This is a genomic window from Streptomyces sp. x-19 (assembly GCF_046549115.1).
GTDB lineage: Bacteria > Actinomycetota > Actinomycetes > Streptomycetales > Streptomycetaceae > Streptomyces > Streptomyces albulus_C.
The window spans coordinates 64,762-90,955 of sequence record NZ_JAJPWK010000014.1 but is presented as its reverse complement, the minus strand read 5'-3'; the positions used below and the strand labels follow the sequence as shown (position 1 = coordinate 90,955).

Annotated in this window: 21 protein-coding genes and 1 tRNA gene; 12 read left to right on the top strand and 10 right to left on the bottom strand. The window is 73.5% G+C overall.

The features are described 5' to 3' along the window. Positions 1-318 precede the first annotated feature (318 nt). Positions 319-3,261, bottom strand: coding sequence for an SUKH-4 family immunity protein (locus tag ACLJT4_RS27250; protein ID WP_411126079.1), 2,943 nt, complete (start codon positions 3,259-3,261; stop codon positions 319-321). A gap of 5 nt (positions 3,262-3,266) precedes the next feature. Then, positions 3,267-4,274, bottom strand: a complete 1,008-nt coding sequence (locus ACLJT4_RS27245; protein ID WP_411126077.1) for an HNH endonuclease — start codon at positions 4,272-4,274, stop codon at positions 3,267-3,269. Between the two features lie 436 nt (positions 4,275-4,710). Here ACLJT4_RS27245 and ACLJT4_RS27240 point away from each other — a divergent pair, with 436 nt between their 5' ends. Both ACLJT4_RS27240 and ACLJT4_RS27235 read left to right on the top strand, forming a co-directional pair. Then, positions 4,711-5,244, top strand: coding sequence for a YwqJ-related putative deaminase (locus tag ACLJT4_RS27240; protein ID WP_411126075.1), 534 nt, complete (start codon positions 4,711-4,713; stop codon positions 5,242-5,244). Positions 5,245-5,252: 8 nt separating this feature from the next. Then, positions 5,253-5,813: an SUKH-3 domain-containing protein gene (locus ACLJT4_RS27235; protein ID WP_411126073.1), complete on the top strand. Its 561-nt coding sequence runs from the start codon at positions 5,253-5,255 to the stop codon at positions 5,811-5,813. A gap of 10 nt (positions 5,814-5,823) precedes the next feature. Here the strand turns inward: ACLJT4_RS27235 and ACLJT4_RS27230 are convergent, their stop codons facing one another. Continuing rightward, entirely contained in the window at positions 5,824-7,293 is a 1,470-nt protein-coding gene (locus ACLJT4_RS27230) for a sensor histidine kinase (protein ID WP_411126071.1), read from the bottom strand. A gap of 244 nt (positions 7,294-7,537) precedes the next feature. On the opposite strand from ACLJT4_RS27230, the gene ACLJT4_RS27225 reads away from it, so the two are divergent. The 5 genes from ACLJT4_RS27225 (at position 7,538) to pth (ending at position 11,723) form a co-directional block, all read left to right on the top strand. Further along, positions 7,538-7,609, top strand: a tRNA-Gln gene (locus tag ACLJT4_RS27225). Between the two features lie 131 nt (positions 7,610-7,740). After that, positions 7,741-9,228 carry a bifunctional UDP-N-acetylglucosamine diphosphorylase/glucosamine-1-phosphate N-acetyltransferase GlmU gene (gene glmU, locus ACLJT4_RS27220; RefSeq protein ID WP_275464336.1) on the top strand — a complete coding sequence of 496 codons (1,488 nt, stop codon included), beginning with the start codon at positions 7,741-7,743 and terminating at the stop codon, positions 9,226-9,228. A gap of 73 nt (positions 9,229-9,301) precedes the next feature. Further along, positions 9,302-10,276 carry a ribose-phosphate diphosphokinase gene (locus tag ACLJT4_RS27215; RefSeq protein WP_016578947.1) on the top strand — a complete coding sequence of 325 codons (975 nt, stop codon included), beginning with the start codon at positions 9,302-9,304 and terminating at the stop codon, positions 10,274-10,276. Positions 10,277-10,464: 188 nt separating this feature from the next. Beyond that, positions 10,465-11,043, top strand: a complete 579-nt coding sequence (locus ACLJT4_RS27210; protein WP_411126068.1) for a 50S ribosomal protein L25/general stress protein Ctc — start codon at positions 10,465-10,467, stop codon at positions 11,041-11,043. Between the two features lie 89 nt (positions 11,044-11,132). Beyond that, positions 11,133-11,723: an aminoacyl-tRNA hydrolase gene (gene pth / locus ACLJT4_RS27205; protein ID WP_411126066.1), complete on the top strand. Its 591-nt coding sequence runs from the start codon at positions 11,133-11,135 to the stop codon at positions 11,721-11,723. Between the two features lie 19 nt (positions 11,724-11,742). Here pth and ACLJT4_RS27200 read toward each other — a convergent pair whose 3' ends face one another. Together ACLJT4_RS27200 and ppc are read right to left on the bottom strand one after the other, a co-directional pair. Next, on the bottom strand, positions 11,743-12,009 hold the full coding sequence (locus ACLJT4_RS27200; protein ID WP_411126064.1) for a hypothetical protein: 267 nt from the start codon (positions 12,007-12,009) through the stop codon (positions 11,743-11,745). A 94-nt stretch (positions 12,010-12,103) separates the two neighbouring features. Further along, complete coding sequence (ppc, locus tag ACLJT4_RS27195) at positions 12,104-14,869, bottom strand: phosphoenolpyruvate carboxylase (RefSeq protein WP_411126062.1); 2,766 nt, start codon at positions 14,867-14,869, stop codon at positions 12,104-12,106. A gap of 263 nt (positions 14,870-15,132) precedes the next feature. Here ppc and ACLJT4_RS27190 point away from each other — a divergent pair, with 263 nt between their 5' ends. Together ACLJT4_RS27190 and ACLJT4_RS27185 are read left to right on the top strand one after the other, a co-directional pair. After that, a complete protein-coding gene (locus ACLJT4_RS27190; RefSeq protein WP_411126060.1) occupies positions 15,133-16,155 on the top strand; it encodes an acyl-CoA desaturase in 1,023 nt (340 codons plus the stop codon). Between the two features lie 7 nt (positions 16,156-16,162). Then, positions 16,163-16,864 (top strand): TetR/AcrR family transcriptional regulator, encoded by a 702-nt coding sequence (locus ACLJT4_RS27185; protein WP_020930731.1) that lies wholly within the window; start codon positions 16,163-16,165, stop codon positions 16,862-16,864. A gap of 255 nt (positions 16,865-17,119) precedes the next feature. Here ACLJT4_RS27185 and ACLJT4_RS27180 read toward each other — a convergent pair whose 3' ends face one another. Beyond that, positions 17,120-17,986, bottom strand: a complete 867-nt coding sequence (locus ACLJT4_RS27180) for a trans-aconitate 2-methyltransferase (RefSeq protein WP_411126058.1) — start codon at positions 17,984-17,986, stop codon at positions 17,120-17,122. Between the two features lie 201 nt (positions 17,987-18,187). On the opposite strand from ACLJT4_RS27180, the gene ACLJT4_RS27175 reads away from it, so the two are divergent. From ACLJT4_RS27175 to ACLJT4_RS27165, 3 genes are all read left to right on the top strand, one after another. Next, a complete protein-coding gene (locus tag ACLJT4_RS27175; RefSeq protein ID WP_411126056.1) occupies positions 18,188-18,685 on the top strand; it encodes a MarR family winged helix-turn-helix transcriptional regulator in 498 nt (165 codons plus the stop codon). A gap of 65 nt (positions 18,686-18,750) precedes the next feature. After that, positions 18,751-19,572 (top strand): SDR family NAD(P)-dependent oxidoreductase, encoded by an 822-nt coding sequence (locus tag ACLJT4_RS27170; RefSeq protein ID WP_411126054.1) that lies wholly within the window; start codon positions 18,751-18,753, stop codon positions 19,570-19,572. 123 nt (positions 19,573-19,695) lie between these two features. Further along, complete coding sequence (locus ACLJT4_RS27165; RefSeq protein WP_411126052.1) at positions 19,696-21,750, top strand: beta-galactosidase; 2,055 nt, start codon at positions 19,696-19,698, stop codon at positions 21,748-21,750. A 21-nt stretch (positions 21,751-21,771) separates the two neighbouring features. On the opposite strand, the gene ACLJT4_RS27160 is transcribed toward ACLJT4_RS27165, so the two are convergent. The 4 genes from ACLJT4_RS27160 to galT all read right to left on the bottom strand — a co-directional run bounded on the left by ACLJT4_RS27160 (position 21,772) and on the right by galT (position 26,121). After that, a complete protein-coding gene (locus tag ACLJT4_RS27160; RefSeq protein ID WP_275464329.1) occupies positions 21,772-22,551 on the bottom strand; it encodes a response regulator transcription factor in 780 nt (259 codons plus the stop codon). A 261-nt stretch (positions 22,552-22,812) separates the two neighbouring features. After that, the gene (galK, locus tag ACLJT4_RS27155; protein ID WP_411126049.1) at positions 22,813-23,988 is read right to left on the bottom strand and encodes a galactokinase; all 1,176 of its coding nucleotides are present in this window, start codon (positions 23,986-23,988) and stop codon (positions 22,813-22,815) included. 64 nt (positions 23,989-24,052) lie between these two features. Continuing rightward, a complete protein-coding gene (gene galE, locus ACLJT4_RS27150) occupies positions 24,053-25,078 on the bottom strand; it encodes a UDP-glucose 4-epimerase GalE (protein WP_411126047.1) in 1,026 nt (341 codons plus the stop codon). Continuing rightward, the gene (gene galT, locus ACLJT4_RS27145; protein WP_411126045.1) at positions 25,075-26,121 is read right to left on the bottom strand and encodes a galactose-1-phosphate uridylyltransferase; all 1,047 of its coding nucleotides are present in this window, start codon (positions 26,119-26,121) and stop codon (positions 25,075-25,077) included. Before galT ends, galE begins: the two co-directional genes overlap by 4 nt. Positions 26,122-26,194 lie beyond the last annotated feature (73 nt).

Below are 26,194 nucleotides of genomic sequence, written 5' to 3'. Positions count from 1 at the left end.
GACCGGTGGGGCAACGGGACGGCGCGGCCGCGGCCCGTCGACGACGGCGCCGCGGGAGGGACCGCGTCCCTGGCGGTCGAGGGCCGCGGAGGCCGGAAGGCCAGCGCGGGGGCCGGGGCGGGCGGGGGCCCGGGCGAACCCCTTGCGGACCGGTCCGGGCCGGCGACCGGCGCGGGCGGGCCCGCCTCAACCGTCCGCCTCAACCGTCCGCGGCGCACCGGCCCGTACGGCACGCAGCGCAAACGGCGCGGCGCGGCTACGGACCGCCCGCGCGACCGCGCCGGCCTCCGCAACCGCGCCGCGCGCCGCCGCCGCCCCCTACAACAACCCGTCCCACATCTGTTCCAGCAGGACCGACCACCACGTCTCCGGCGACCCCAGCGCCGGCGGGTCCAACGCCACCAGCTGCGCCTGGAAGTCCACCGTCCACCGGCCGGCCTGGTCGGGCGTCAGCCCGTACCGCAGGCGCCACATCCGCCCCAGCATCGCCAGGCACCGCACGAACTCCGGCAGCCCGCTGTTCACGAACTGCGGCGCGACGGACTGCCCGCCGGGCCCCGCCTCCAGCGGGACGGCCACGATGTGCGCGGTCCCGTACTGGACGCACAGCTGGCGCCCGAAGTCGTTGCCCATCACCAGGTACGAACCGGCGTCCGGCGACGGCTGCACCCGTCGCTCCATCGCCAGCTCCGCCAGCGTCGGCACCGGACGCCCCGGCTGCGCCTGCGCCCAGAAGAACGGCCCGAAGTCGACCGGCAACCCGGCCCAGACCAGGGTCTGCGCGACGACGTCCGGCACGCCCTGCCGGGAGACCGCCCGTTGGTCGAAACGGAAGACCCCCTGCGGCCCGAACGCCTGCTCCAGTTCGTGCCCGATCGCCTGCGGCGGCGCCGACGGCACCGGCTGGACCTGCGAGGGGTGCGGCAGCGGCGCCCGCACCGGCGCGGGCCGCGCCGGCCCGTCGGCGACCTGGTGCAGTTCGCCCTGGTGCTCGATCAGGTGCCGGACGCCCTGCTGCCGCGACGCGTGGTCCTTGCCGTACGCGGCGGTGTGGCTGATCCGCACCTGCGGCCAGGTCTCCCGGATCATCCGGGCGCAGTAGCCACCGGGCAGATCGCAGCACTCCAACTCGGTGTGGAGCTCCACCACCTGCTGCGGCGGGACGTTCAGCGCGCGCAGCTCGTGCAGCAGTTGCCACTCCGGGTGCGGCGTACCCGGCGCCGAACGGCGCACGATCTTCTGCTCGCTGCCGTCCGGGGCGCGGTAGCTCAGGACCGCCATGTAGCCGGGGCCGACGGTCGGCTGACCGCTGGGCGCCGGCGGGTAGCCGTACGCACCGGACGCACCCTGCCCGCCCGGACCGCCGGAAGCCCCCTGTCCGCCGGGAGCCCCCTGCCCACCGGGACCCGGCACGCCCGGCCCCGGCACCCCGGGCGGACCGAGGTGCGGACCGGGCGGCGCCGGCGGGGCCATCGGCGGACCCGGCGGCATGCCGGGGCCGGCGGCGGGCGGCCCGCCCGGGGCCCCGGACAGCGCGGCACCGTCCGCGAGCATCGTCGCCGCGGCGTGCACCCCACCGCCGGCACCGGCCTGCGGAGCGGGCGGCGGCGGGGCCGGCGGAGGCGGACCGTCCTGACCACCGGGCGCGGTGCCGCCCGCTGCACCGGCGGGCTTGCCGCCCGCGGGCTTCGGCGCGCCCAACGGGCCGGGCGGCGGCGGGGGCGGCATGCCGGGCACGCCGGCACCGCCGGGGCCACCAGGACCGCCGGCAGCGCCGCCCGGACCGGGCGCGGCGGCCTGGAGGGCCGCGCCGTCCGCGAGCATCGTCGCCGCGGCGTGCACCCCGCCCGCGCGACCACCCGCACCGGAACCCTCAGCACCGGGACCGCCGGGACCGGCCGCTCCGCCCGGGCCGTCGACCGCGCTCAAGTCCAGCTCGGACGCGCCCAGTTGGGACACCAGCTGGGTCGGCACGTAACCGCCGGCCGGCGCACCGGTCACGCCCGGGCCCGGGGAAGCCGGGCCGTCACCGGGACGCCCGTCCGCCTCCTGGGCCCCGGCGGTGGCAGCCGCCCCGGACGCCGCCGGGGCGTTCCCGGGCAGCGGGGAACCGTCCGCCGGCATCGTCGCCGCGGCGTGCGCGCCGGGCGGCGGCGGTACGTCGGCGATCGGCGTGCCGGTCGGCGGTGGCAGGTCGCGCAACGCGGCCGGCGTCGCGGATGGCGTCGCGGACGGCGCGGGCGGGGCCGGTGGGGCGGGCGGCATCGGCGGCGGCGCGGACGGCATCGGCGGCGGGCCACCGGTGCCGCCGGGGCCGGTCCGGCCGGGCACGTCGGGCGCCGGCGGGGGCAGCGCGGGCGAGAGCTTGGTACGCGGCAACTGGCTGCCGCCGTGCAGCAGTTCGGTCTTCGCGTCGGGCCGCACCCGCGGCGTCGACGGGGTGTCCTCGTCGTCGGAGCCGGCGAGCGGCGGCGCGAACACCGTCTGCGGCGGCGCCACCGAACGGTCCGCGTCGTCCCCGCCCGCGGTGGTGTCGGCGGCGGCCCACGGGGTGTCGTCCACCGCAGCCGCCCCGGACGGGGACGGCGCGGAGGTCGGGGCGGGGGAAGCCGGGGGTGCGGCCGGCGACGGAGCGTCGGCGGGCGCCGGCCCCGCGTTCACGTTGACGTCGGCCCAGGCGTCCGCGGCAGTGCCCGGGGAAGGGACGGGAGAGGAAGGAGAGGAGGAAGCAGTAGAAGGGGACGAAGAGGGAGAGGAGGGGGCGGCGGACGGGGTGGAAGCGGCAGTTCCCGTCTCTCCCGCGGAACCCTCCTCCGTCGCAGGCCCGGCGGTGTCCCCGGGTTCGGCCCCGGACTGCGTCCCGCCGTCGGCCGGCTTCCGGCCGCCGATCCCGATCGTGTCGGCCGCCTCCTGCAACCACTCCGGCGGCGTCAGCAGGAACGACGTGGCCTCCAGGTCGATCCGCTGCGGCGGCTCGGCCGCACCGTAACCGGCCTCCGCCGCCGCGCCGTACTCCTCCTCGTAGCGACGGATCACCTCGCCCACCGGCAGCCCCGGCCACAGCGTGGTCTCCCCGCTGTCCCGGGCGATCACCAGTCGGCTGCGGCCGCCGTCGGCGACCTGACCGCCGTCGCGGTCCTCCGCCCACGCCACGAAGCCGAGCGCGAACTCCCGCACCCGCACCTCGCGGTGGAGCTCCGACGCGACCTCGCCGTTCACCCACTGCTCGGCGCGCTCCTGCGCCTGCGCGAACGTCACCACTGAGCTCAGCCCCCCACCGGTACGGCGTACGCGAAGCCGCCGTCCACCATCAGGTTCGCCACCGTCTCCAGCTCCGGCGGGTTGCCCGCCAGCCGCAGGAGGAAGTCGTCGAAATCCGCACCGCACGGCAGCATCAGCCGCTCCACCCGTTCCTGCACCGACCACCCGTCCTGATCGCGGGCGTCGTCGTACGGGCAGAACCACACCGAGCCCAGCGCCTCGCCGCGGACCTTCACCGCGATCACCCCGCCCTGTGCGAACGCCACGCCCAGGTAGTCCTTGGTGAAGTGGTCGCGCAGGCACTTGTTCACGTAGACGAGGTCGTTGACGGCGGCGTCGTCCAGCACCGTGAAGAACGGCTGGTCGACCAGGAGTCCCAGTTCCGCGTCGAGGGCCGCGCCCACCGGGGCGCACCCACCGGCCGCCTTCAGGAACGACCGGTACGCCCCGGGCAGCCGGTAGCCCAGCGCCTCCTCGGCCTGGACCAGCTGCTCCTCGCCCACCGCCAGTTCCCGCCGCGGCAGCCCGAAGTGCACCGGCCGCGTCTCCTGCAAGGGCCGCGTCCCGCGCTTGTCGTGCGCCACCGCCGTCGTCGCCAGCCCCGCGTGGTGCCGCAGCAACGCCTTCACCTCGACCGGGACCAGTTCCATCCGCCGGGACCCCGCCACGTGGTGCCAGGTCCAGCCGTGCGGGGTGGCCACCGCCGGCACGTCTATCCACAGTTCGTGGCCCTGCGCGTGCAGCGCCGCGTTCGCCGACACGAAGTCCGTCAGCCGCAGCTCGTCGACGCCGAAGCCCTCCGGCGGCTCGGCGATCTCCGCGGCGGCCCGGGCGTACGGCGAGAAGTCCGGGAAGCCGTTCCCGTCCATCCGCACCCCGGCCGGATGGCGCGCGGCGCGCACCGGATCCGGGAAATGCACGACCTGCCCGGCGTAGGCCGAGTTCGGTGGCACGGGACGTCCTTGGGCCTGGAGGCCGGGATGCGCCCCCAGCCCTTGCCGACCTGTCGTCATCGCGGTTGCCCCCTGGCTGAAGCTGGCTTTGGGGCACAGCCTATGTGGTGCCGCAACACCCTCCACCGCCCCCGTCCCGCCCTCCCGCCCGGCGCCGGACCGGCCGCTCGGCGGTGCCGTCGGACGGTGACGTGGCCGCGCGCGCCCCGCCCCGGCCGGATGGTGCCTCCCCCCTTGTACGGTGCCCGCGCCACACCCGGCCCCCGCGACGCACCCACACCACGCGTCAGCCCCACGCCACACCCGCGTCACCCCCCGTCCCGCACCCCGCGGCGCCCCCCGCCCCTACCCCGCCGACCAGCCCCGTTACCGGACAACCGACGGACCGTCACACGCCAGTGACATCCCCGACAGCACGTCCGACTACCGCAACACCCAGCACATTTGGCAATCTGACCTCCGCAACCGGGGGGATTGCAGGGAGGGAAGCACCACCATGAGCACCACCGCACACCACACGACCACCACGGGCGACCCCCGCGCCGCCGGCGACCCCCGCATCGGCTGGAGCGGCACCGCCGACGCCGACCGCGCGCCCGACCTCCGCCACCGCCGCGACGGCATCCTCCCCACCATCGGCGCCGCTCTGTCCGTACGCGGACAAACCCTGACCTGCACGGCGAGCAAGGCGGAACAACCCCCGACCCTGCACCCGCTCGTACAGGATTTCCTCGACACCCTCACCACCGCGCAACGCGAACGCTTCACCGGCCGCTGCCCGGAGGCGGTCCTGCTCTCCCGCCACCTGACCGCCGTCGAGAGCAACCGCGGCAAGCGCGCCTCCCGCAAGCCCCTCACCAACGGCGAAGCCCGCCGCTCCCTGAAACACTCCAAGATCACCGCACGTCACATCCGCGAGGACGGCGATCCCCAGCACGGCAGCTACGCACCCCCCTGCCGCTCCTGCGACGCGCTCCTCGCCCACTTCGGCGTCATGCCCATCGGGGCCACGACGCCCCAAGGGAGCTGACCGCCACCATGCCGCCCACCCCCGCCCCGCACACCCCGGCCCCCGAGGACCCCGGGTCGACCCGCTTCCCCGCCGCCGTCGACATCGCGCTGCACAACGCCGGCTGGGAACCCGGCCGCTGGGACATACAGCAGGCCGAACGCTGGGCCGACGCCCTGCGCACGCACGCCTCGCCCGGCGGCCACCGCCACACGGTCTTCCCGGCCGCCGTCGAAGCCTGGGCCGAGTTCGGGGGCCTGTGCATCGCCGGTCCCGGCCCCGGCCGCCACATCGCGCCGACCCCGTTCGTCATCGACCCGCTACTCGGCCTCCACCTCGCCCGGACCCTCGGCGACCTCGGCCGCGCCCTGGACACCGACGTCGCCCCGCTCGGGCAGGAGCAGCTCCCCGGCACCAAGGCGACCCGCGGCACCACGTACCCGCAGGCCACCCTCGCCATCGACACCGAGGGCCGGATCTACAGCCTCGACCACACCGGCGACTGGTACCTCGGGCACGACCTCGACCAGGCCCTCGGCACCCTCATCCTCGGCACCCGCCCCAGCCGCCTCACCGTCTCCGGCGACTGACGGCGCGGCCTCAGCCCGCCGCGCCCGCGGCCCGCACCCGGACCACCGGCACCACGGCCGACACCCGGAAGCCGCCGGCGTCGGTCGGGCCGGACACGAACGCGCCGCCCAGGGCCGTCACCCGCTCCCGCATCCCCACCAGGCCGTTGCCCCCGCTCGGCAGCCCGGCGTCGGTCGCGCCCCGCTCCGACGGGCCGTTCTCCACCTGCACCGCGACCTCGCCGGCCCGGTGCGCCAGGCGCACCCGCGCCCGTGCCCCGGGCGCGTGCTTGTGCACGTTGGTGAGCGCCTCCTGCACCACCCGGTACACGGTCTGCTCCACCCGGGCCGCGTACCGGCGCCCGTGGACGTCCGCCGCGGGGGACTGCGCCGCCGCCTCCGCGCCGTCCTGCACCGAGAACTCCACCGCCATCCCGGCCGCCCGGGACTGCTCGACCAGCTCCCCCAGCTCCGTCAGGCACGGCCCGTCGCCGTCCGGTTCCGCGCCGCCCGCCGACGCCCCGGCCGGTCCCGCGAGCGCATCCGACGGCGCCCGCCCGGATTCCGCCGCGGGGTCCTCCGCGGACTTGCGCGACACCCGTGACGCCACGGCCGCCAGTCGCTCCGCCTCGTCCGAACCCGCCGGGCCCCGCACCGCGGCACCCTCCGCCGTGCGCAGCACCCCCAGCATCTCCCGCAGTTCGGTCAGCGCCTGCCGGCCCATGTCCCCGACCAGGGCCGCGTTCCGCGACGCCTTCTCCGGGTCCTTCAGGGCCACCGCCTGCAACGCCGCCGCGTGCACCACCATCAGGCTCACCCGGTGCGCCACGACGTCGTGCATCTCCCGGGCGATCCGCGTCCGTTCCTCGTTGCGGGCCCACTCGGCCCGTTCCTCGGCACGGTCCGCCAGCAGCGACAACTCCCGTTCCAGGCCGTCCGCCCGCTCGCGCAGGCTCTCCACCAGCCGCCGCCGCGCACCGACGTAGAGCCCCCACAGCACCGGCGGGGCCGTCAGCACCAGGCCCACCGCGAGCGCCATCACGATCATGAACCAGGACGGCGGGTGGAAGTCCGGCTCGGCCGCCACGTCCTGTCGCATGCTGAAGAAGGTCGTCACCACGGTGCCGACCACGGTCATCCCCGCCAGCAGCCCTATGATCCGCCGCGGCACGTCCGACGCCGCGAGCGTGTACAGGCCGACGACGCTCAGCAGTCCGCCCATCTCCGTGGGCATCACCGCGATCGAGGTCAGCACCACCGCGACCGGCCAGCGCCGGCGCACCAGCAGCATCGACCCGGCCACCAGGCCGAACAGCATCCCGGCCACCGTCGGGATGCCCGACGAGTGCGCGAACGGGATGCCCTCGGCCATGCACTCCGCCATGGACGCCAGCGCGAGCAGCACGTCCAACACGGCGCTGCGCCGTCGTGTCCACCACCAGGGACCGCCCCCCGGTCTGCCTCGCGCGGCCACGCTCTCACTTGCCCCCGATGCGGTCATACCGACCAGCGTACGGGCGCCGGCACCGCTTCCCCGGCCTCCTCCCGGCCCGCATCCGGCCCGTTACCGCGCCTTACGTTCGGTGAGCGTGCGCACCCGACCGCCCGACCCCGCGGCGGCGCCCCGTCGTTCGGGTTTCGCAAGGCAGTGATCCATACCGTCGCGTCGAAGGCCGGTGGTACGGCATAGTGTTGGGTGTCGAGCGGCCAGCCTGACGGAATGTCCGGTTTAGCTCGCTTTACACTCCCCTGTGGTGTAATCGGCAGCACTGAGGTTTTTGGTACCTTAAGTCCGGGTTCGAGTCCTGGCGGGGGAGCACAGTCACCACATCGCGACGTCCGGGTCCTGACCACACGGTCAGGACCCGCCCTCGTTTCCTCCGCAAAACGCCCCGGTATCCTTCGGATGACCACCACCCGAAGTAGCCAAGAAGCCGAAGGGCATCCCGTGAGCGCCAACCGCCCGGCCGCCGTCGTCGTTCTCGCAGCGGGTGAGGGAACCCGCATGAAGTCGACGACCCCCAAGGTCCTGCACGCGATCTGCGGCCGATCCCTCGTCGGCCACGTCGTCGCCGCATCCCGCGAGCTGGACCCCGAACACCTCGTCGTGGTCGTCGGCCACGCCCGCGAGCAGGTGCGCGAGCACCTCGCCGCGATCGACCCCGCCACCCGCACCGCCGTGCAGCACGAGCAGAACGGCACCGGCCACGCCGTCCGCACCGCGCTCGAAGAGCTCAGCGGCGACGGCGTCACGCTCGACGGCACCGTCGTCGTGGTGTGCGGCGACACCCCCCTGCTGACCGGCGAGACGCTGCGCCAGCTCAGCGAGACGCACGCCGCGGACAAGAACGCCGTGACCGTGCTCTCGGCCGAGGTGCCCGACTCGACGGGCTACGGACGGATCGTGCGGGACGAGGAGTCCGGCGCGGTCACCGAGATCGTCGAGCACAAGGACGCGAGCGAGGCCCAGCGGGCCATCCGGGAGATCAACTCCGGGGTGTTCGCGTTCGACGCGCGGCTGCTGGTCGAGGCGCTGGGCAAGGTCCGCACGGACAACAGCCAGGGTGAGGAATACCTCACGGACGTGCTGGGGATCCTGCGGTCCGCCGGACACCGGGTGGGCGCCGCGGTGGCGGGCGACCACCGCGAGATCCTGGGGATCAACAACCGGGTGCAGCTGGCCGAGGCCCGGCGGCTGCTCAACGCGCGGCTGCTGGAGCGGGCGATGCTCGCCGGCGTCACCGTCGTCGACCCGGCGTCGACGTGGGTGGACGCGTCGGTGACGTTCGAGCAGGACGCCACGGTGCACCCCGGGACGCAGCTGCTGGGGGCGACCCACGTGGCGTCGGGGTCCGAGGTCGGCCCGCAGTCGCGGCTGACGGACACCGTCGTGGGTGCGGGGGCGTCGGTGTCGTTCACGGTGGCCGACGGCGCGGAGATCGGACCGGACGCCTCGGTGGGTCCGTACGCGTACCTGCGTCCGGGCACGGTCCTGGGCCTGAAGGCGAAGGCCGGCACGTTCGTCGAGATGAAGAACTCGCAGATCGGCGAGGGCACGAAGGTGCCGCACCTCTCCTACGTGGGGGATGCGACGATCGGCGAGTACACCAACATCGGTGCGGCCAGCGTGTTCGTGAACTACGACGGCGAGGCCAAGCACCACACGACGGTCGGCTCGCACTGCAAGACGGGCTCGGACAACATGTTCGTGGCGCCCGTCACGATCGGGGACGGCGCATACACCGCGGCCGGTTCGGTCATCACCAAGGATGTGCCCCCGGGTTCGCTGGCGGTCGCACGCGGCCAGCAGCGCAACATCGAGGGTTGGGTCGCGCGCAAGCGGCCCGGGAGCGCCGCCGCGCAGGCCGCTTCGTCCGCCCACCAGGAAGCGGAGTCGGGTCAGGGCTCTGACCGGAAGTCCGAGGGTGAGCGGTGACTGTGCCAACGGGTACGCCGTGCGGGGCGTACGGTGACGAGCGCACGCAAACTGTGATGCAAGGAGATTTGCTGTGACCGGGATCAAGACGACCGGCGAGAAGAAGCTGATGCTCTTCTCCGGCCGCGCCCACCCCGAGCTTGCCGAGGAGGTCGCGCACCAGCTGGGCGTGGGCCTGGTCCCGACGAAGGCGTTCGACTTCGCCAATGGCGAGATCTACGTCCGGTACCAGGAGTCGGCGCGCGGCGCGGACTGCTTCTTGATCCAGAGCCACACGGCTCCGATCAACAAGTGGATCATGGAGCAGCTGATCATGATTGATGCGCTGAAGCGGGCCTCGGCCCGCAGCATCACCGTGGTCGTGCCGTTCTACGGGTACGCGCGTCAGGACAAGAAGCACCGTGGGCGCGAGCCGATCTCGGCGCGCCTGATCGCGGACCTGATGAAGACGGCGGGCGCGGACCGCATCGTCACCGTGGACCTGCACACGGACCAGATCATGGGCTTCTTCGACGGCCCGGTGGACCACCTCTTCGCGCTGCCGGTGCTGGCGGACTACGTGGGCGCCAAGGTCGACCGCGACAAGCTGACCGTGGTGTCGCCGGACGCCGGCCGGGTGCGGGTGGCGGACCGCTGGTGCGACCGCCTGGGCGCGCCGCTGGCCATCGTCCACAAGCGCCGGGACAAGGACGTGGCGAACCAGGTCACCGTCCACGAGGTCGTCGGTGACGTCGAGGGCCGGGTCTGCGTCCTGGTCGACGACATGATCGACACCGGTGGCACGATCTGCGCGGCGGCCGAGGCGCTGTTCGCCAACGGTGCGGCGGACGTGATCGTGACGGCCACGCACGGCGTGCTGTCGGGTCCGGCCGCGGACCGCCTGAAGAACTCCAAGGTCAGCGAGTTCGTGTTCACCAACACGCTGCCGACGCCTTCGGAGCTGGAGCTCGACAAGATCACGGTGCTGTCGATGGCGCCGACGGTCGCGCGGGCGATCCGCGAGGTGTTCGAGGACGGCTCGGTGACGAGCCTGTTCGACGAGCAGTGAGCCGGCGGCCGGCGGTGGCCGGCTAGATCGACTTTGGGGCGGCCTTCCCGCCGGGTAGACTCATCGAGTTGCTCGGCGAGGGAGGCCGCCCTTTTGCGGTGGCTGTCCGTTATCGACGCGCTCTTCGTAGCAGGTCTGTCGTGGGCCGGGTGACGCCCCGCAGATACTTTGAGATACGAGGAGCTGGCATGGCTGAGATCAAGCTCGCCGCTGAGGCCCGGAACGACTTCGGCAAGGGCGCCGCGCGCCGTCTGCGCCGCGAAGAGAAGGTTCCGGCGGTCATCTACGGCCACGGCGCGGAGCCGAAGCACGTGGCGGTCGACAGCCACGCGCTGATGATGGCCCTGAAGACCCCGAACGCGCTGATCCGCCTTGAGGGCGAGGGCACCAACGAGCTGGTGATCCCGAAGGCCGTGCAGCGCGAGGCGATCCGTCGCTTCCTCGTGCACGTGGACTTCCTCGCCGTGAAGAAGGGCGAGAAGGTCTCCGTCGAGCTGCCGATCCAGACCGAGGGCGAGCTGGCCCCCGGCGGCAACCTGCTGGAGCACCTGCTCAACACGCTGCCCGTCGAGGCCGAGGCGACCCACATCCCCGAGTCCGTCACCGTGTCGATCGCGGGCCTGGACGCCGGTCACACCGTGCTCGCCAAGGACATCGAGCTGCCGGCCGGCGCGTCGCTGACCGTCGAGGGCGACACCCCGGTGCTGCAGGTCGTCGCCGCGCAGGCGGAGGCCCCGGCCGAGGCCGCCGAGGGCGACGAGGGCTGAGTCCTCGCGCGGTAGTTTTCTTCCCAACCGCTGTCGCGGTGCCGGACGGCGCCGGGGCGGCGGTTGGGTCGTTTCGAGGAGACGTGAACATGACCGATGCGGCGAGCCCCTGGCTCATCGTGGGGCTCGGCAACCCGGGCCCGGAGTACGCCGGCAACCGCCACAACGTGGGGTTCATGGTGGCGGACCTGCTGGCGGAGCGGATGGGCGGCCGCTTCAAGGCCCACAAGGCGCGGGCCCAGGTGGTGGAGGGACGCATCGGCCCGCCGGGCCCGTCGAACCGTCGGGTGGTGGTGGCCAAGCCGTCGTCGTTCATGAACCTGTCGGGCGGGCCGACGACCGCGCTGCGGGACTTCTTCAAGGTCCCGGTGGCCAACATCGTCGCCGTGCACGACGAGTTGGACATCGACTACGGCACGCTGCGGTTGAAGCTGGGCGGCGGTGACAACGGACACAACGGCCTGAAGTCGATCACCAAGTCGCTGGGCGCGGAGTACCACCGGGTGCGGTTCGGGATCGGCCGGCCGCCGGGGCGGATGCCGGTGGCGGACTTCGTGCTGAAGGACTTCTCGTCCGCGGAGCGCAAGGAACTGGCGTACTTCGTGGACCGGGCGGCGGACGCGGTGGAGGCACTGGTCCTGGAGGGCCTGGAGCGGGCGCAGTCGACGTACAACACGTGAGGGGCGGCCCCGTCGGCCGCTACTGCTGGTACATGGGCTGCTTGCTGAGGCCGGATTTGCCGAGGCTGTCGTCGTCGGTGTCGGTTGCTTCGTAGGCGCCCATGCCCGCGGGAAGCTGCGGCTTGATCAGGTCACGCACCTCGGATGCCGTGAGTTGGTGCCGGGGCCGCGGGCGCATCGTCATCACGAGCGTTCCGCCGCTGATCTCGGGCCAGGTGAGGCCGGGCGGCGGCGTGAGGTGGTCGCGCAGCGCGCGCAAGTGCCGGTAAACGGTCTGCTCTGTCATGGGTCCTCCGGTCGCCTGCTACATCCGTACGACAACGGCGGGGCCGTCCGGAAGGTGTTCCGGGCGGCCCCGCCGTTGCGTGGGTGGGTGGTGGTCAGCCGGTGTTGCGCAGGCCGGCCGCCACGCCGTTGACGGTCAGGAGCAGGGCGCGGGAGAGCAGCGGGTCGGGCTGCTGGTCGGCGGCGGCCGCGTCGCGCTGGCGCTTGAGGAGGGAGACCTGGAGGTAGGAGATCGGGTCGAGGTAGGCGTCGCGGACGCGGAAGGTCTGCTTGAGCACCGGGTTGGAGTCGAGGAGTTCGGTCTCGCCGGTGATGCGCAGGACCTCGGCGACGGTGAGCTCGTGTTCGGCCTTGATGACGGCGAAGACGTGCTGGAGCTCTTCGGGGACGAGGGTGTCGACGTAGTGCTCGGCGATCCGCAGGTCCGTCTTGGCCAGCGTCATCTCGACGTTGGAGAGGAAGTTGCGGAAGAAGTGCCAGTGCGCGTGCATTTCGTCCAGGACCGTGTCGAGGCCGGCTTCGCGGGCGGCCTTGAGGCCGGTGCCGACGCCGAACCAGCCGGGGACGATCTGCCGGGACTGGGTCCAGCCGAACACCCACGGGATGGCGCGGAGGCCGTCGAGGCCGGCGCCGGAGTCGGGGCGGCGGGAGGGCCGCGAGCCGAGGTGGAGGTCGGCGAGTTGGTCCACGGGGGTGGAGGCGAAGAAGTACGCGGGCAGGTCCGGGTCCTCGACGAGGCGGCGGTAGGCGCCGTGGGCGGCGTCGGAGACGGTCTCCATGGCCGCGTCCCAGCGGGCCAGGGCCTCGTCGGACTGTCGGGGCGCGGTGTGCAGGGCGGATGCCTGGAGCGTCGCGGCGACGGTCAGTTCGAGGTTCTCCCGGGCGAGTGACGGGACGAGGTACTTGTCGGAGATGACCTCGCCCTGCTCGGTGACCTTGATCTCGCCTTCGAGGGTGCCGTAGGGCTGGGCGAGGATCGCGTCGTGCGAGGGGCCGCCGCCGCGACCGACGGTGCCGCCGCGGCCGTGGAAGAGGCGCAGGCGCACGCCGTGGCGGTGCGCGACGTCGCGGAGCAGGCGCTGGGCGCGGTGGATCTCCCACTGGCTGGTGGTGATGCCGCCGAACTTCGAGGAGTCGGAGTAGCCGAGCATGACCTCCTGGACGTCGCCGCGCAGGGCCACGAGGCGGCGGTAGGAGGGGTCGGAGAGCATGTCGTCGAGGAGCTGGTCGGCGATCTTCAGCTCGTCGGTGGTCTCCAGCAGCGGCACGATGCCGACCTTGGCCCAGCCGGCGTGCAGGTCGATCAGACCGGCCTCGCGGGCCAGGACGGCCGCGGCGAAGACGTCGTCGGAGCCCTGGCACATCGAGATGATGTAGGACTCGATGACCTCGGGGCCGAAGGTCTTCTTGGCCCGGCGGATGGTGCGGAAGACGCCGAGGGTCTTGGCGCCGGCCTCGTCGAGGGGCGGCGGGGTGGGGGCCAGCGGCCGCCGGGAGCGGAGTTCCTTGGCGAGCAGCTTGCGCCGGTAGTCGCGCGGCATGTCCACGTAGCGCCAGGACTCCTCGCCGAGGCGGTCGAAGAGCTGGCCGAGGGCGTGGTGGTGGGCGTCGGCGTGCTCGCGGACGTCCATGGTGGCGAGCTGGAGGCCGAACGCGGAGATGGTGCGCAGGGTGCGTTCGAGGCGGCCGTCGGCGATCAGGCCGCCGCGGTGGGCGCGCAGCGAGGTCTGGATGAGGGCGAGGTCGTCGAGGAGCTCGCTGGTGCCGAGGTAGTCGCGGCCCGGCACGTGCGGGGTGTCGCCGGCGAGGCGGTCGCGGGTGTTGAGGAGCTTCTGCCGGATGCAGGTGGCCTTCAGGCGGTAGGGCTCTTCGCTGTTGAGGCGCTTGTAGCGGGGGCTGATCTCCGGGAGGAGGTCGAGGTCCTGCTGGAGCGAGGCGAGCAGTTCGTCGGTGGCGCCGCAGTTGCGGATGGAGTTGGAGAGGGCGCCGCGGAGTTCGTCGACGTGCTCCAGGGCGTCGCTGATGCCGTGCTCGTGCTGGAGGATCAGCACGTCCCAGGTCACCTGCGGGGTGACGTTGGGGTTGCCGTCGCGGTCGCCGCCGATCCAGGTGCCGAAGGTCAGCGGGCGGGTGCCGGCGGGGAGTTCGGTGCCGGCGCGCTCAAGTTCGGCGGCGAGGTCTTCGAGGACGTCGCCGACGGCGCCGCGGCCGAGCTCGTCGAGGTAGTAGATGGCGTTGCGCGCCTCGTCGGTGGGCTCGGGCCGGGCGACGCGGAGTTCGTCGGTCTGCCAGATGAGGTCGACGTTCTCGGCGAGGCGGAGGTCGACGCGGCGGCGGTCGGCGGCGTCGGTGCGGTCCAGCAGCTCGGCGATCTTGCGGAGCTTGGTGAGCACGGAGCGGCGGGCGGCCTCGGTCGGGTGGGCGGTGAAGACCGGGCGGACGCCGAGGTTGCGGGCGGTGGCCCGCAGGTGCTCGGGGTCGGCGTCCTTGAGCATGTCGGCGGTGCGGGCCAGGATGCTGCCCTCGGAGGCGCGCCTGGCGCGGAGCTCGCGACCGCGGTGGACCTGCTCGGTGACGTTGGCGAGGTGGAAGTACGTGGAGAAGGCGCGGACCAGCTTGGCGGCGGTGATCAGGTCGGTCTCGCCCAGGAGCCGGGCGGCGGCCTCGCCGTCGGAGCGGGTCAGGGCGCGGACCTGTTCCACGAGGTCGAGGAGGTCCTGGCCCTCCTGCCGGACGAGGGTCTCGCCGAGGAGGTCGCCGAGGCGGCGGATGTCGGCGCGCAGGGCACCGTTGTCACCGCTGGTGCCCTGGGTGGTCCCGGGGGTGGTGGACTCGGCGGGGTTGCTGTCGGCACTGCTCACAGGTGCGGCTCCTTGCAAGGGATGGTGCAGTCATTGAGCACGTCTTGGCGGGGTGCGGACCGCGCTGTCCGACGCCCCCAGGATAGGTCTGCCCGCCGACCGGGGATCACACCGTCCGAGGGTTGGGCATCCGGGGTGCGGGGCCGGCGGTGGGGCCTGTCACGGCCTTGCCCGGGGCGGTGTCGCTGCCATACTTACGAGACCGTAGGTTACGGTCCCGTAGGCCGTAGCCGTGCCCCCGAGCCCCCGACGAGGGACACCACATGACCGCTGGTCCGAATGCCGTGGAAGAGTCACCGATGCCGCTCGATGTGCCCGCTGGTTCTTCTGCCTCCTCCCCCGTGCCGTCCGCGACGCTGGGCGGCGAGCAGCGCAGATCGCTGGAACAGTTCACCCTGCTGATGTTCATCACCGTGCCGTTCCTGGCCTTGATCGCCGCGGTGCCGCTGGCCTGGGGCTGGGGCGTGAGCTGGCTGGATCTCGGGCTGATGACGGCGATGTACTTCATCGGCTGTCACGGCATCACCATCGGCTTCCACCGCTACTTCACGCACGGTGCGTTCAAGGCGAAGCGTCCGCTGCGGATCGCGCTCGCCGTCATGGGGTCGCTGGCGGTGGAGGGGCCGCTGGTCCGCTGGGTCGCCGACCACCGCAAGCACCACAAGTTCTCCGACGCGGAGGGTGATCCGCACTCGCCGTGGCGGTACGGCGAGACCGTCCCGGCGCTGATGAAGGGCCTGTGGTGGGCGCACGTCGGCTGGATGTTCGACGAGGAGCAGACGCCGCAGCACAAGTACGCGCCCGACCTGATCAAGGACCGGGCGATCCGGACGATCTCCCGCCAGTTCGTCCTGTGGACCACGGTGTCGCTGCTGATCCCGCCGCTGGTCGGCGGGCTGGTGACGTGGTCCTGGCAGGGCGCGCTGACCGCGTTCTTCTGGGGCTCCCTGGTCCGGGTGGCGCTGCTGCACCACGTCACGTGGTCGATCAACTCCATCTGCCACGCGGTCGGCAAGCGCCCGTTCAAGTCCCGGGACCGCTCCGGCAACGTCTGGTGGCTGGCGGTGCTCTCCTGCGGCGAGTCCTGGCACAACCTGCACCACGCCGATCCGACCTGCGCCCGGCACGGGGTCCTGAAGGGCCAGCTGGACTCCAGCGCCCGGCTGATCCGCTGGTTCGAGCTGGCCGGCTGGGCGCACGACGTGCGGTGGCCGAACGCGGCGCGGATCGACGCCCGGCGCCAGGACGGCGCCCGGGGCGAGGAGAAGGCCCCGCTGGGGGCATGATTGACGGGTGGCGATCGACAGCAGCGCGAGCAACGGCAGTAAGGGAAAGTCCTCCGGCTCCTCCGGGACCCCGTCTTCGGGCACCCGACGGGCCCGCCGGGTGCGGATGACCGGCGCGGAGCGCCGTGAGCAGTTGCTGGACATCGGCCGCACGCTGTTCGCCGAGCGGGGGTACGAAGGCACGTCGGTGGAGGAGATCGCGGCCAAGGCCGGGGTCTCCAAGCCGGTGGTCTACGAGCACTTCGGCGGCAAGGAGGGGCTGTACGCGGTGGTCGTGGACCGCGAGATGCGGCAGTTGCTGGACATGGTCACCGGTGCGCTGACCGCCGGGCATCCGCGGGAGCTCCTCGAACAGGCGGCGTTCGCGCTGCTCGACTACATCGAGACGTTCACCGACGGCTTCCGGATCCTGGTCCGGGACTCCCCCGTCGCGCAGTCCACGGGCACCTTCGCGTCGCTGATCAGCGACATCGCCACCCAGGTCGAGGACATCCTGGGCCTCGAATTCAAGGCCCGCGGCTTCGACCCGAAGCTAGCGCCGCTGTACGCCCAGGCGCTGGTCGGCATGGTGGCGCTGACCGGCCAGTGGTGGGTCGACGCCCGCAAGCCGAAGAAGGCGGAGGTGGCGGCGCACCTGGTGAACCTCGCCTGGCACGGGCTGGGGAACCTCGAACCCAAGCCGCGGCTGATAGGGCACCGGAAGAACTGAGGGGGAGCGCCGGCGGTCGCCGGGTGCGTGCCGGCCCGTCAGGGCGGATTGCCGTCGGGCCGTCGTAGCCACGGGCGCCCCTGCCACCTGGGCCGCCCCCAGGGTCCGGCCGTAATCCCCACGCTCCGGCGCGGTCGCCTTCGGAGCGGTCCGCGCACCCGCGCCGGCCTCGAACCAGCAGCCTTCTCCTGCCTCCCCAGGCCGGCGGCGAGCTGGATGTGGTCGAGGCCGGTGCTCACTGCGGAACCTTGGGAATCAGGCGGTCGGGCCGCCGGGGGCGGCGCCCCGCGCGGGTGGCGCCGCGGGCCCGGGCTTCTGGGCTACGGCGAAGATGCGGCGGAACGGGAAGACCGTGCCGTGCGGGCCGGTCGGGTAGGCGCGGCGCAGGGCGTCGCGGTACTCGGCGAGGAAGGCGTCGCGCGCCTCGGGGTCGCCTTCGAGGGCGGTGAGGACGGGGCGCAGGGCCGTGCCCTTGACCCAGTCGAGGACCGGGTCGTCGCCCTGGAGGAGTTGGACGTAGGTGGTCTCCCAGGCGTCGGTGGTGCAGCCGAGGTCGGTGAGGCGCTGGAGGTAGTCGGCGGGGTCGAGGATGTGGACGAAGCGGCGGCCGTGCCGGTCGAGGCGCTCGGACCACTGCGGGGAGTCGCACAGTTCGCCGAGGAGGGCGTGGCTGGGCGAGGTGAAGTTGCCCGGGACCTGGAAGGCGAAGGTGCCGCCGGGGGTGAGGGCGTCGATCCAGCGGGCGAAGGAGTCCGGGTGGTTGGGGACCCACTGCAGGGCCGCGTTGGAAATGATCAGGTCGAAGGGCTCTTCGGGGGTCCAGTCGGCGGCGTCGGCGGGGGCGAAGTCGAGGTGGCCGCCGCCGCGGGTGGGGCCGGCGTAGGACTCGGCCTCTTTGAGCATGTCGGTGGAGTTGTCGAAGCCGGTGATGTGCGCGTCCGGCCAGCGGTCGGCGAGTTGGACGGTGACGTTGCCGGGGCCGCAGCCGAGGTCGGCGATGCGGGCGGGGCGGTCGGGACGGGGGAGCTCGGGTATCCGGGCGAGGAGGTCGTGGAAGGGGCGGGTGCGGTGACCTGAGTGGTGGAGGTACTGCTGGGGGTCCCAGACGGGTGCGTCGTGCATGTTCGATAACCCCTTTGCTGATGCAGGGCTGGCACGGTTCTGTTGTGGAGCCTGTCGAACGGCCTCCGAGCGAGTTTTGGCCATCTCGGGCGGATTCCGTGCTGCGCCCACGATGCCCAGTAGTCCAGGGAAATATATCTTGATATCGAGAAGCTCGCCATCAAGAGACTTTATGTCGACAGACCCTTTACACTGATCGCCATGGAGGACGAGGTCGATCGACTGGTCGCAGCATGGCGCCGCGAGCGCCCGGACCTCGACGTGGAGCCGCTTGAGGTCCTCAGCCGCGTCTTCCGCCTGGCCAGACACCTCGACCGGGCCCGTCGCCTCGCCTTCTCCGAGGTGGGCCTGGAGCCCTGGGAATTCGACGTGCTGACCGCGCTGCGGCGCGCCGGCGCCCCCTATCAGCTCTCCCCCGGCGCCCTGTTGACGCAGACACTGGTCACCTCCGGCACGATGACCAACCGCATCGACCGGCTCGCCAAGAAGGAATTGGTGGAGCGGTTGCCGGACCCCAGCGACCGGCGTGGCGTGCTGGTCCGACTGACCGCCAAGGGCCGCGACAAGGCCGACGAATCGCTGGCCGGGCTGCTCACGCAGGAGCGCGCCATCCTCGCCGAGCTGTCGCGGCAGCAGCGACACGAATTGGCCGGTCTCCTGCGGCGGTTGACCGGACCGTTTGACAACGTGCCGGGTTAGGTCCACAGGGGGCGTGCGGCCGGGTGCTCTTGCCGGGTCGCCCCGGGGTGGGCTTGGATCTCCGCATGAGCCAGCAGGGGACCGGAGGAACGGGCTCCGTGCCCGTGGGGCCGTACGGCAGTGGTGGCAGGCGCGGACGGCGGTTTTCGGGGCGGACGGTGCTGGTCACCGGCGCCGCCGGCGGTATCGGGGCGGCGACCGCGGACCGGCTGGCCGCCGAGGGCGCCGCGGTGCTGCTGCTGGACGTCGACGACGCCCGCGGCGAGCGCGTCGCGCGGCGGATCCGGGCGGCCGCCGGGCGGGCCTCGTACGAGCACTGCGACGTGGCCGTCGAGGACGACTGGCGGCGGGCCGTCGCCGCGGCGCACACCCGGTACGGGCCGGTGGACGGCCTGGTCAGCAACGCCTACCTGGCGCACGTGGCTCCGGCGGACCGGACCTCGCCGGTGGAGTGGGACCGGCAGCTGGCGGTGAACCTCACCGGGGCGTTCCTGGGCGTGCGGGCGGTCCTCGCGGACCTGCGGGCGCGCGGCGGGGCGGTGGTGCTGACGTCGTCGGTGCACGCGCTGGTCGGGCTGCCGGGGCGGCCCGCGTACGCGGCGTCCAAGGCCGGGTTGACCGGACTGGGCCGGCAGTTGGCGGTGGAGTACGGGCCCGAGGTGCGGGTGAACTGCGTCCTGCCGGGTCCGGTGCTGACCGCGGCGTGGGACGGCATCGGCGAGGAGCAACGGCGGGCCAGCGCGGCCGAGACCGCGGCGCGGCGGCTGGGGCGGCCCGAGGAGGTGGCGGCCGCCATCGCGTTCCTGCTCTCCGGGGAGGCGTCGTTCGTGACGGGGGCCAGCCTGGTGGTGGACGGCGGCTGGAGCGTGTACAAGAACTCCTCGTGAGGCAGACCTGAAGACGGGCGGCGCCCCGGGAGCGGTCGTGGCGGGGTGGTGCCCGTGCCGTGGCGCCGCGCGGCGCACCGGGTCGCGCGGCGCCTCCATCCCGCATGCGAGCCAGGGGGTCCGATGGGCATCCGATTCGGCGGCGACTACAACCCCGAGCACTGGCCGGAGGAGGTGTGGGCCGAGGACCTGGCGCTGATGAAGGCGGCCCACGTCTCCATGGTCACGGCCGGGATCTTCTCCTGGGCGAAGGTCGAACCCCGGCCGGGGGAATGGGACTTCGGCTGGTTCGACCGGGTCATGGACGGCCTGGCCGGGGCCGGGATCGAGGTGTGTCTGGCGACGATGACGGCGTCACCGCCCCCGTGGTTGAGCCGGGCCCACCCGGAGATCCTGCCGGAGGGCCCGGACGGGCAGCGCCGCTGGCCGGGCGCGCGGCAGCACTTCTGCCCGTCCAGCCCGGTGTTCCGGGCGCATGCGGTGCGGCTGGTGGAGCAGGTCGCGGCGCGGTACGGCGACCATCCGGCGCTCGCGCTGTGGCACGTGGGCAACGAGTTCGGGTGCCACACCCGGCAGTGCTTCTGCGACGTGTCGGCGGAGCACTTCCGGAACTGGCTGCGGGAGCGGTACGGCAGCGTGGCGGCGCTCAACGACGCCTGGTCGACGTCGTTCTGGTCGCAGGCGTACGGGGACTTCGCGGAGGTGCTGCCGCCCCGGACCGCGCCGACGTTCGCCAATCCGGCGCAGCAGTTGGACTACCTGCGGTTCGGCGACGCGGCGCTGCGGGAGTGCTATCTGGCGGAGCGGGCGGTGCTCACGCGGCTGACGCCCGGGGTGCCGGTGACGACGAACCTGATGCCGCAGCACAAGCCGGTGGACGCGTTCGGTTGGGCGCCGTCGATGGACGTGATGGCGCTGGACTTCTACCAGGACCCGCACGTGCCGGACGACCACGTCCGGGCGGCCTACGTCTTCGACCTGATGCGGTCGGCGCGCGAGGGGCAGCCGTGGCTGTTGCTGGAGCAGGCACCGGGCGCGGTCAACTGGCGGCCGCGCAACGGGCCCAAGCCGCCCGGGGCGATGCGGCTGTGGAGCTGGCAGGCGGTGGCGCAGGGCGCGGACGCGGTGCTGTTCTTCCAGTGGCGGCAGTCGCTGGGCGGGGCGGAGAAGTTCCACTCGGCGATGGTGCCGCACGGCGGGACGGACACCCGGATCTTCCGTGAGGTGTGCGCGCTGGGGCGGGAGTTGGCGGCGGTGCCGGGGATCGAGGGAGCCCGGTCCCGGGCCTCGGTGGCGCTGCTGGCCGACTGGCAGAGCTGGTGGGCGCTGGAGCTGGATTCCCGGCCGTCCACGGCGCTGGACCACTCCCGGATCGCGCTGGCCCACTACCGGCCGCTGTTCGAGGCGGGGGTGGCCTGCGACGTGGTGCCGCCGGGGCGGGAGCTGTCGGGGTACCGGATGGTGGTGGTGCCGAACCTGTACCTGCTGACGGACCGGGACGCGGCGCGGCTGGCGGCGTACGTGCGCGGCGGCGGGCAGCTGGTGGTGTCGTTCTTCTCGGGCATCGTCGACGACTGCGACCGGGTGCGTCCGGGGGGCTACCCGGGGCCGTTGCGGGAGTTGCTCGGGTTGCGGGTGACGGAGTTCTGGCCGCTGGCCGAGGGACGGTCGGTGGCGGTGGGCGACGGCGATCCGACCGCGGCCGGGCGGGGCCGGCAGACCGGGCGGGCCTACGCCGGTCGGGCGGACCTGTGGTCGGAGGAGATCGAGGTGGCCGGCGCCGAGGTGGTGGCGCGGTTCCTCGACGGCGAGTTGGCCGGGCAGCCGGCGGTGACCCGGCACGACCACGGGCGGGGCACGGCCTGGTACGTCGGGACCCGGCTGGAACCGGCCCTGATGCGGGCCCTGTTGGACGACGTGCGGGCGGCGGCGGGCGTGGCGCCGGTGCTGCCGGACCTGCCGCCGGGCGTCCAGGCGACGGTGCGGGAGGGCGCCGGCGGCCGGTACGTGTTCCTGCTGAACCACGGCGGCCGGGCGGTGGAGGTGGCACTGCCGGAGCCACTGCGGGACGCGTGGGAGCCCCGGGCGGCGGCGGTGACGCGGGTGACGCTGGCCGCCCGGGGCGTGGCGGTACTGACCGGTTCGGAACGGGAAGGCGGTGGGGGCGCCGCGGAGTGATCCGGTCGGGCGCGGCCGGGGTCAGGGCAGGGTGAGCGGCCCGGCGCCGGCCGGTTCGAGGTCGGCGGGGCCGACGCCGGCCCGGCGGGCCAGCGCGACGGCGGCGAGGGTGGAGTGCACGCCCAGCTTGCCGAGCACGTTCTGCATGTGGGTGCGGACGGTGTGCGGGGAGAGGAAGAGCCGCTCGGCGACCGCCTTGCGGCCCAGTCCGGCGACCATGCAGCGCAGCACCTCGCGTTCGCGCGGGGTCAGGGACTCCACCAGTCGCTCGCTCTCGCTGCGGTGCTTGCGGGCCGCGGTCAGCTCCCGCAGCACGCCGGTGAGCAGGGCGGGCGGCAGGTGCGTCTCGTCGCGCAGCACGCCGCGGATGACGGCCAGCAGGCGGGAGAGCGAGGAGTCCTTGGCGACCCAGCCGGAGGCGCCGGCCTGGAGGGCGGCGGCGGCCCGGCGCGGGTCGTCCCGGTCGGCGAGGACCACGGTCCGCAGGTACGGGTGGCTGGTGCGCAGGCCGGACACCAGGGCGATGCCGTCCAGCGGGGCGCGGGGCGGGCTCTCGCGCGGGGTGCCGTCGCGGGCGGGCCCTTGGGGCGGCACGGCGAGGAGCGGGGCGGCCAGGTCGGCGTCGGCGAGCAGGACGTCGAAGCGGCGGCCGTCGGTGGCGGCCCGGTCGAGCGTACGCAGCGCCGCCGGTGCGCTGCCCGCCGCGGCGACGTCCACGTCCACCTCGGCGGCCAGTGCGGCCGCCAGGGACTCGGCGAAGATGCGGTGGTCGTCGACCACCAGAACCCGGATTCGTTGCACGCAAGACCCCCTGTCTCGGTGAACGGACCATAGCGGGCACGGCGTCCGGATTGAAGATCGCCTCGGCCGGGCGGCGGACGCCGCCGGCCGGTGACCACCCGCCCCGGGCGCGGTACCCGAGCGGTCTCGCCCCCTGATCTGCGCCGGCCCCCACCGGCGCTGGTGACAGCGTACGGACGGGGTGCCCGAGCGGAAGGTGATTGACGAAAGTGGCCGGGGAACGGGGGGCGCCCGGCGCACGGGCGGTGGTTCGCGGACGCCCTACGGCCGGAGGCGGTGGGCGCCGGGGCCCGGGACGGCCGGGAAGATCCGGGGCGGGGTGTGGCCGGCGGCGGTGAACGCCGCGTGCAGGGCGTCGGTGACGGTGTCCGCGGCGGCCGCCTCGACGAGGACGAGGGCCGAGCCGCCGAAGCCGCCGCCGGTCATCCGGGCGCCGAGCGCACCGGCGGCGTTGGCGGTGTCGACGGCGAGGTCGAGTTCGGGGCAGGAGACCTTGAAGTCGTCACGGAGGGAGGCGTGTCCGGCGGTGAGCAGGGGGCCGATGGCGCGGGGGCGGCCGGCGTCCAGGTGGGCGACGGTCCGTTCCACGCGGTGGTTCTCGGTGACGATGTGGCGGACGAGGCCCCGGACGGCCGGGTCGGACGCCAACGCGTCGAGGGCCGCGGGCAGATGCGCGTACGGGACGTCACGCAGCGCGCGTACGCCGAGCGCCCGCGCGCCGCGTTCGCATCCGGCGCGACGCTCGGCGTACGCGCCGTCGCCGAGTTGGTGGCGGACGCGGGTGTCGACGACGAGGAGGCGGAGCCCTTCCGCGGCCAAATCGAACGGGACGTGGCGGTGGCTGAGGTCGCGGGTGTCCAGGAAGAGGGCGTGGCCGGCGGTGCAGCAGGCGGCCGCGGTCTGGTCCATGATCCCGCAGGGCACGCCGACGTAGGCGTTCTCGGCGCGTTGGGCGAGGCGGGCCAGTTCCGCGCGGGGCAGGCCGAGGCCGTACAGGTCGTCCAGGGCGAGGGCGGTGGCGATCTCCAGGGCGGCCGAGGAGGACAGGCCGGCGCCGAGCGGGACGGTGCTGGAGTAGTGCAGGTCGGCGCCGCCGATCGGCAGGCCGGCCGCCCGCATCGCCCAGACCACGCCGGCGGGGTAGGCGGCCCAGTCGGCTCCGCGGGCCGGCGGGGCGAGGTCGTCGGTGCGGAGGGTGACCGGGCCGCCGGGGGCGCCGGCGGAGTGCAGCCGCAGCACCCCGTCGGTGCGGGGTGCGGCGGCGGCGATGGTGGTGTGCGGGAGGGCCAGGGGCATCACGAAGCCGTCGTTGTAGTCGGTGTGTTCACCGATCAGGTTGACCCGGCCGGGGGCCGCCCAGGTGCCGGCGGGCTCGGCCCCGTACACGGCGTGGAAGGCCGCCGCGGTGCGGGCCGCGCCGTGCTCCGTGTCTGTCACGTGGACTCCTTCGTGCTGTCCCGGCCGGTGCTCGCGCCCCGGGGCGGGTCTCGAACTCCCCCGGCTACGGCTGGGAGGTGCCCCCGGCCGGGCCGGGGTTGTCCGGGCTGGTGGTGGCCCGGGCGAACGCCCAGGCGTCGGCGATGATGTCGGCCAGGTCGGTGCGGGTGGGGCGCCAGCCCAGCCGGTCGGTGGCGGTGCGCGCGGAGGCGACCAGGACGGCGGGGTCGCCGTCCCGGCGCGCGGCGGTGACCTCGGGAATCGGGTGGCCGGTGACCTTGCGGACGGTCTCGATGACCTCGCGGACGGAGAAGCCGTTGCCGTTGCCGAGGTTGCAGATGAGGTGTTCGCCGGGGCGGGCGGCGGCCAGGGCCAGCAGGTGGGCCTCGGCGAGGTCCGCGACGTGGAGGTAGTCGCGCACGCAGGTGCCGTCGGGGGTCGGGTAGTCGTCGCCGTAGACGGAGATGGCGTCGCGCCGGCCCTGGGCGACCTGGAGGACGAGCGGGATCAGGTGCGACTCGGGGTCGTGGCGTTCGCCGTGACTGCCGTACGCGCCGGCGACGTTGAAGTAGCGCAGCGACACCGCGGCCAGGCCGTGCGCGGCCGCCTCGCCGGTGATCATGTGGTCGACGGCGAGCTTGGTCGCGCCGTAGGGGGAGGTGGGGGCGGTCGGGTCGGTCTCGGTGATCGGGGTGTTGACCGGCTCGCCGTAGGTGGCCGCGGTGGACGAGAAGACGAGTGTGCGCACGCCCGCCGTGCGCATCGCGGCGAGCAGTTCCATGGTGCCGCCGACGTTGTTGGTCCAGTACTTCTCCGGCTGTTGGACGGACTCGCCGACCTGCGAGAACGCGGCGAAGTGCAGGACCGCGTCGTACGTGGGGGTCCCCCCGGCGGAGCCAGGGGGAGCGTCCAGCCACCGGTGCGCGTCGCGGATGTCGCCCTCGACGAACGTCGCCCCGGCGGGCACGGCCTGGCGGAAGCCGGTGGAGAGGTTGTCGAGGACCGTGACGGCGTGGCCGGCCTCCAGCAGGTGCTGGGCCACCACGCTTCCCACGTAGCCCGCCCCGCCGGTCACCAGGTAATTGCTCATGACTCGCTCGCTACCTCTCGCAGTCGCTCGGCCGCAGCCTCCGGCGGCACGTCGTTGATGAACACGTTCATGCCGGATTCGGAACCCGCGAGGAACTTCAGCTTTCCGGGAGTCCTGCGGACGGTGAAGAGCTCAAGGTGGAGCGCGAACTGGGAGCGGTCCGCGGCGTGCACGGGCGCCTGGTGCCAGGCGGAGATGTACGGCGTCGGGGGCGCTTCCGGCCCGAAGATCCGGTCGAACCGGCGCAAGACTTCCAGGTAGATCTGTGGGAATTCTGTGCGGGCCGGCTCGTCGAGCGCCAGCAGGTCCGGGACCCGGCGCTTGGGGTAGAGGTGCACCTCGTAGGGCCAGTGCGCGGCGTACGGGACGAAGGCGACCCAGTGGGCGCCGTCCAGGACGATGCGCCGGCCGTCGGTGCGCTCGCGGGCGACCACGTCGTCGAAGAGGTTGCGGCCGGTGGCCTCGCGGTGGGCGGCGAGGGAGGCCAGCATCCGTTCGGTGCGGGGGGTGACGAAGGGGTACGCGTAGATCTGGCCGTGCGGGTGGCCGAGGGTCACGCCGATCTCGGCGCCGCGGTTCTCGAAGCAGAAGACCTGTGCCACGCCGGGGAGTTGGGAGAGCGCCGCGGTGCGGTCGGTCCAGGCGTCGAGGACCAGGGCGGCCTGTTCCTCGGTGAGGTCGGCGAACGAGGCGTCGTGGTCGGGGGTGAAGCAGACCACCTCGCAGCGGCCGTGTTCGCCGGCGAGCGAGGGGAAGCGGTTCTCGAAGACGACGACGTCGTAGCCGTCGGCGGGGATCTCGGTGTACCGGCCGGGGGCGGAGGGGCACAGCGGGCAGGCGTCGGCCGCGGGGTGGTAGGGGCGGCCCTGGCGGTGCGAGGCGACGGCGACGGCGTCGCCGAGGAGCGCGTCGGTGCGGATCTCGGCGGTGGTGGCGACCGGGTCCAGCGGGCGGGCGTCGGCGGCGGTGCGGTCGGCGGCGTCGGACGCGTCGTAGTAGAGCAGTTCCCGGCCGTCGGCGAGCCGGGTCGTCGTCTTCTTCACCGGGAGCTCCTCATCATGGCGGGCACACCACCCAAACACAAACAAACACAATGAAGCACAACCCAACAGAGAC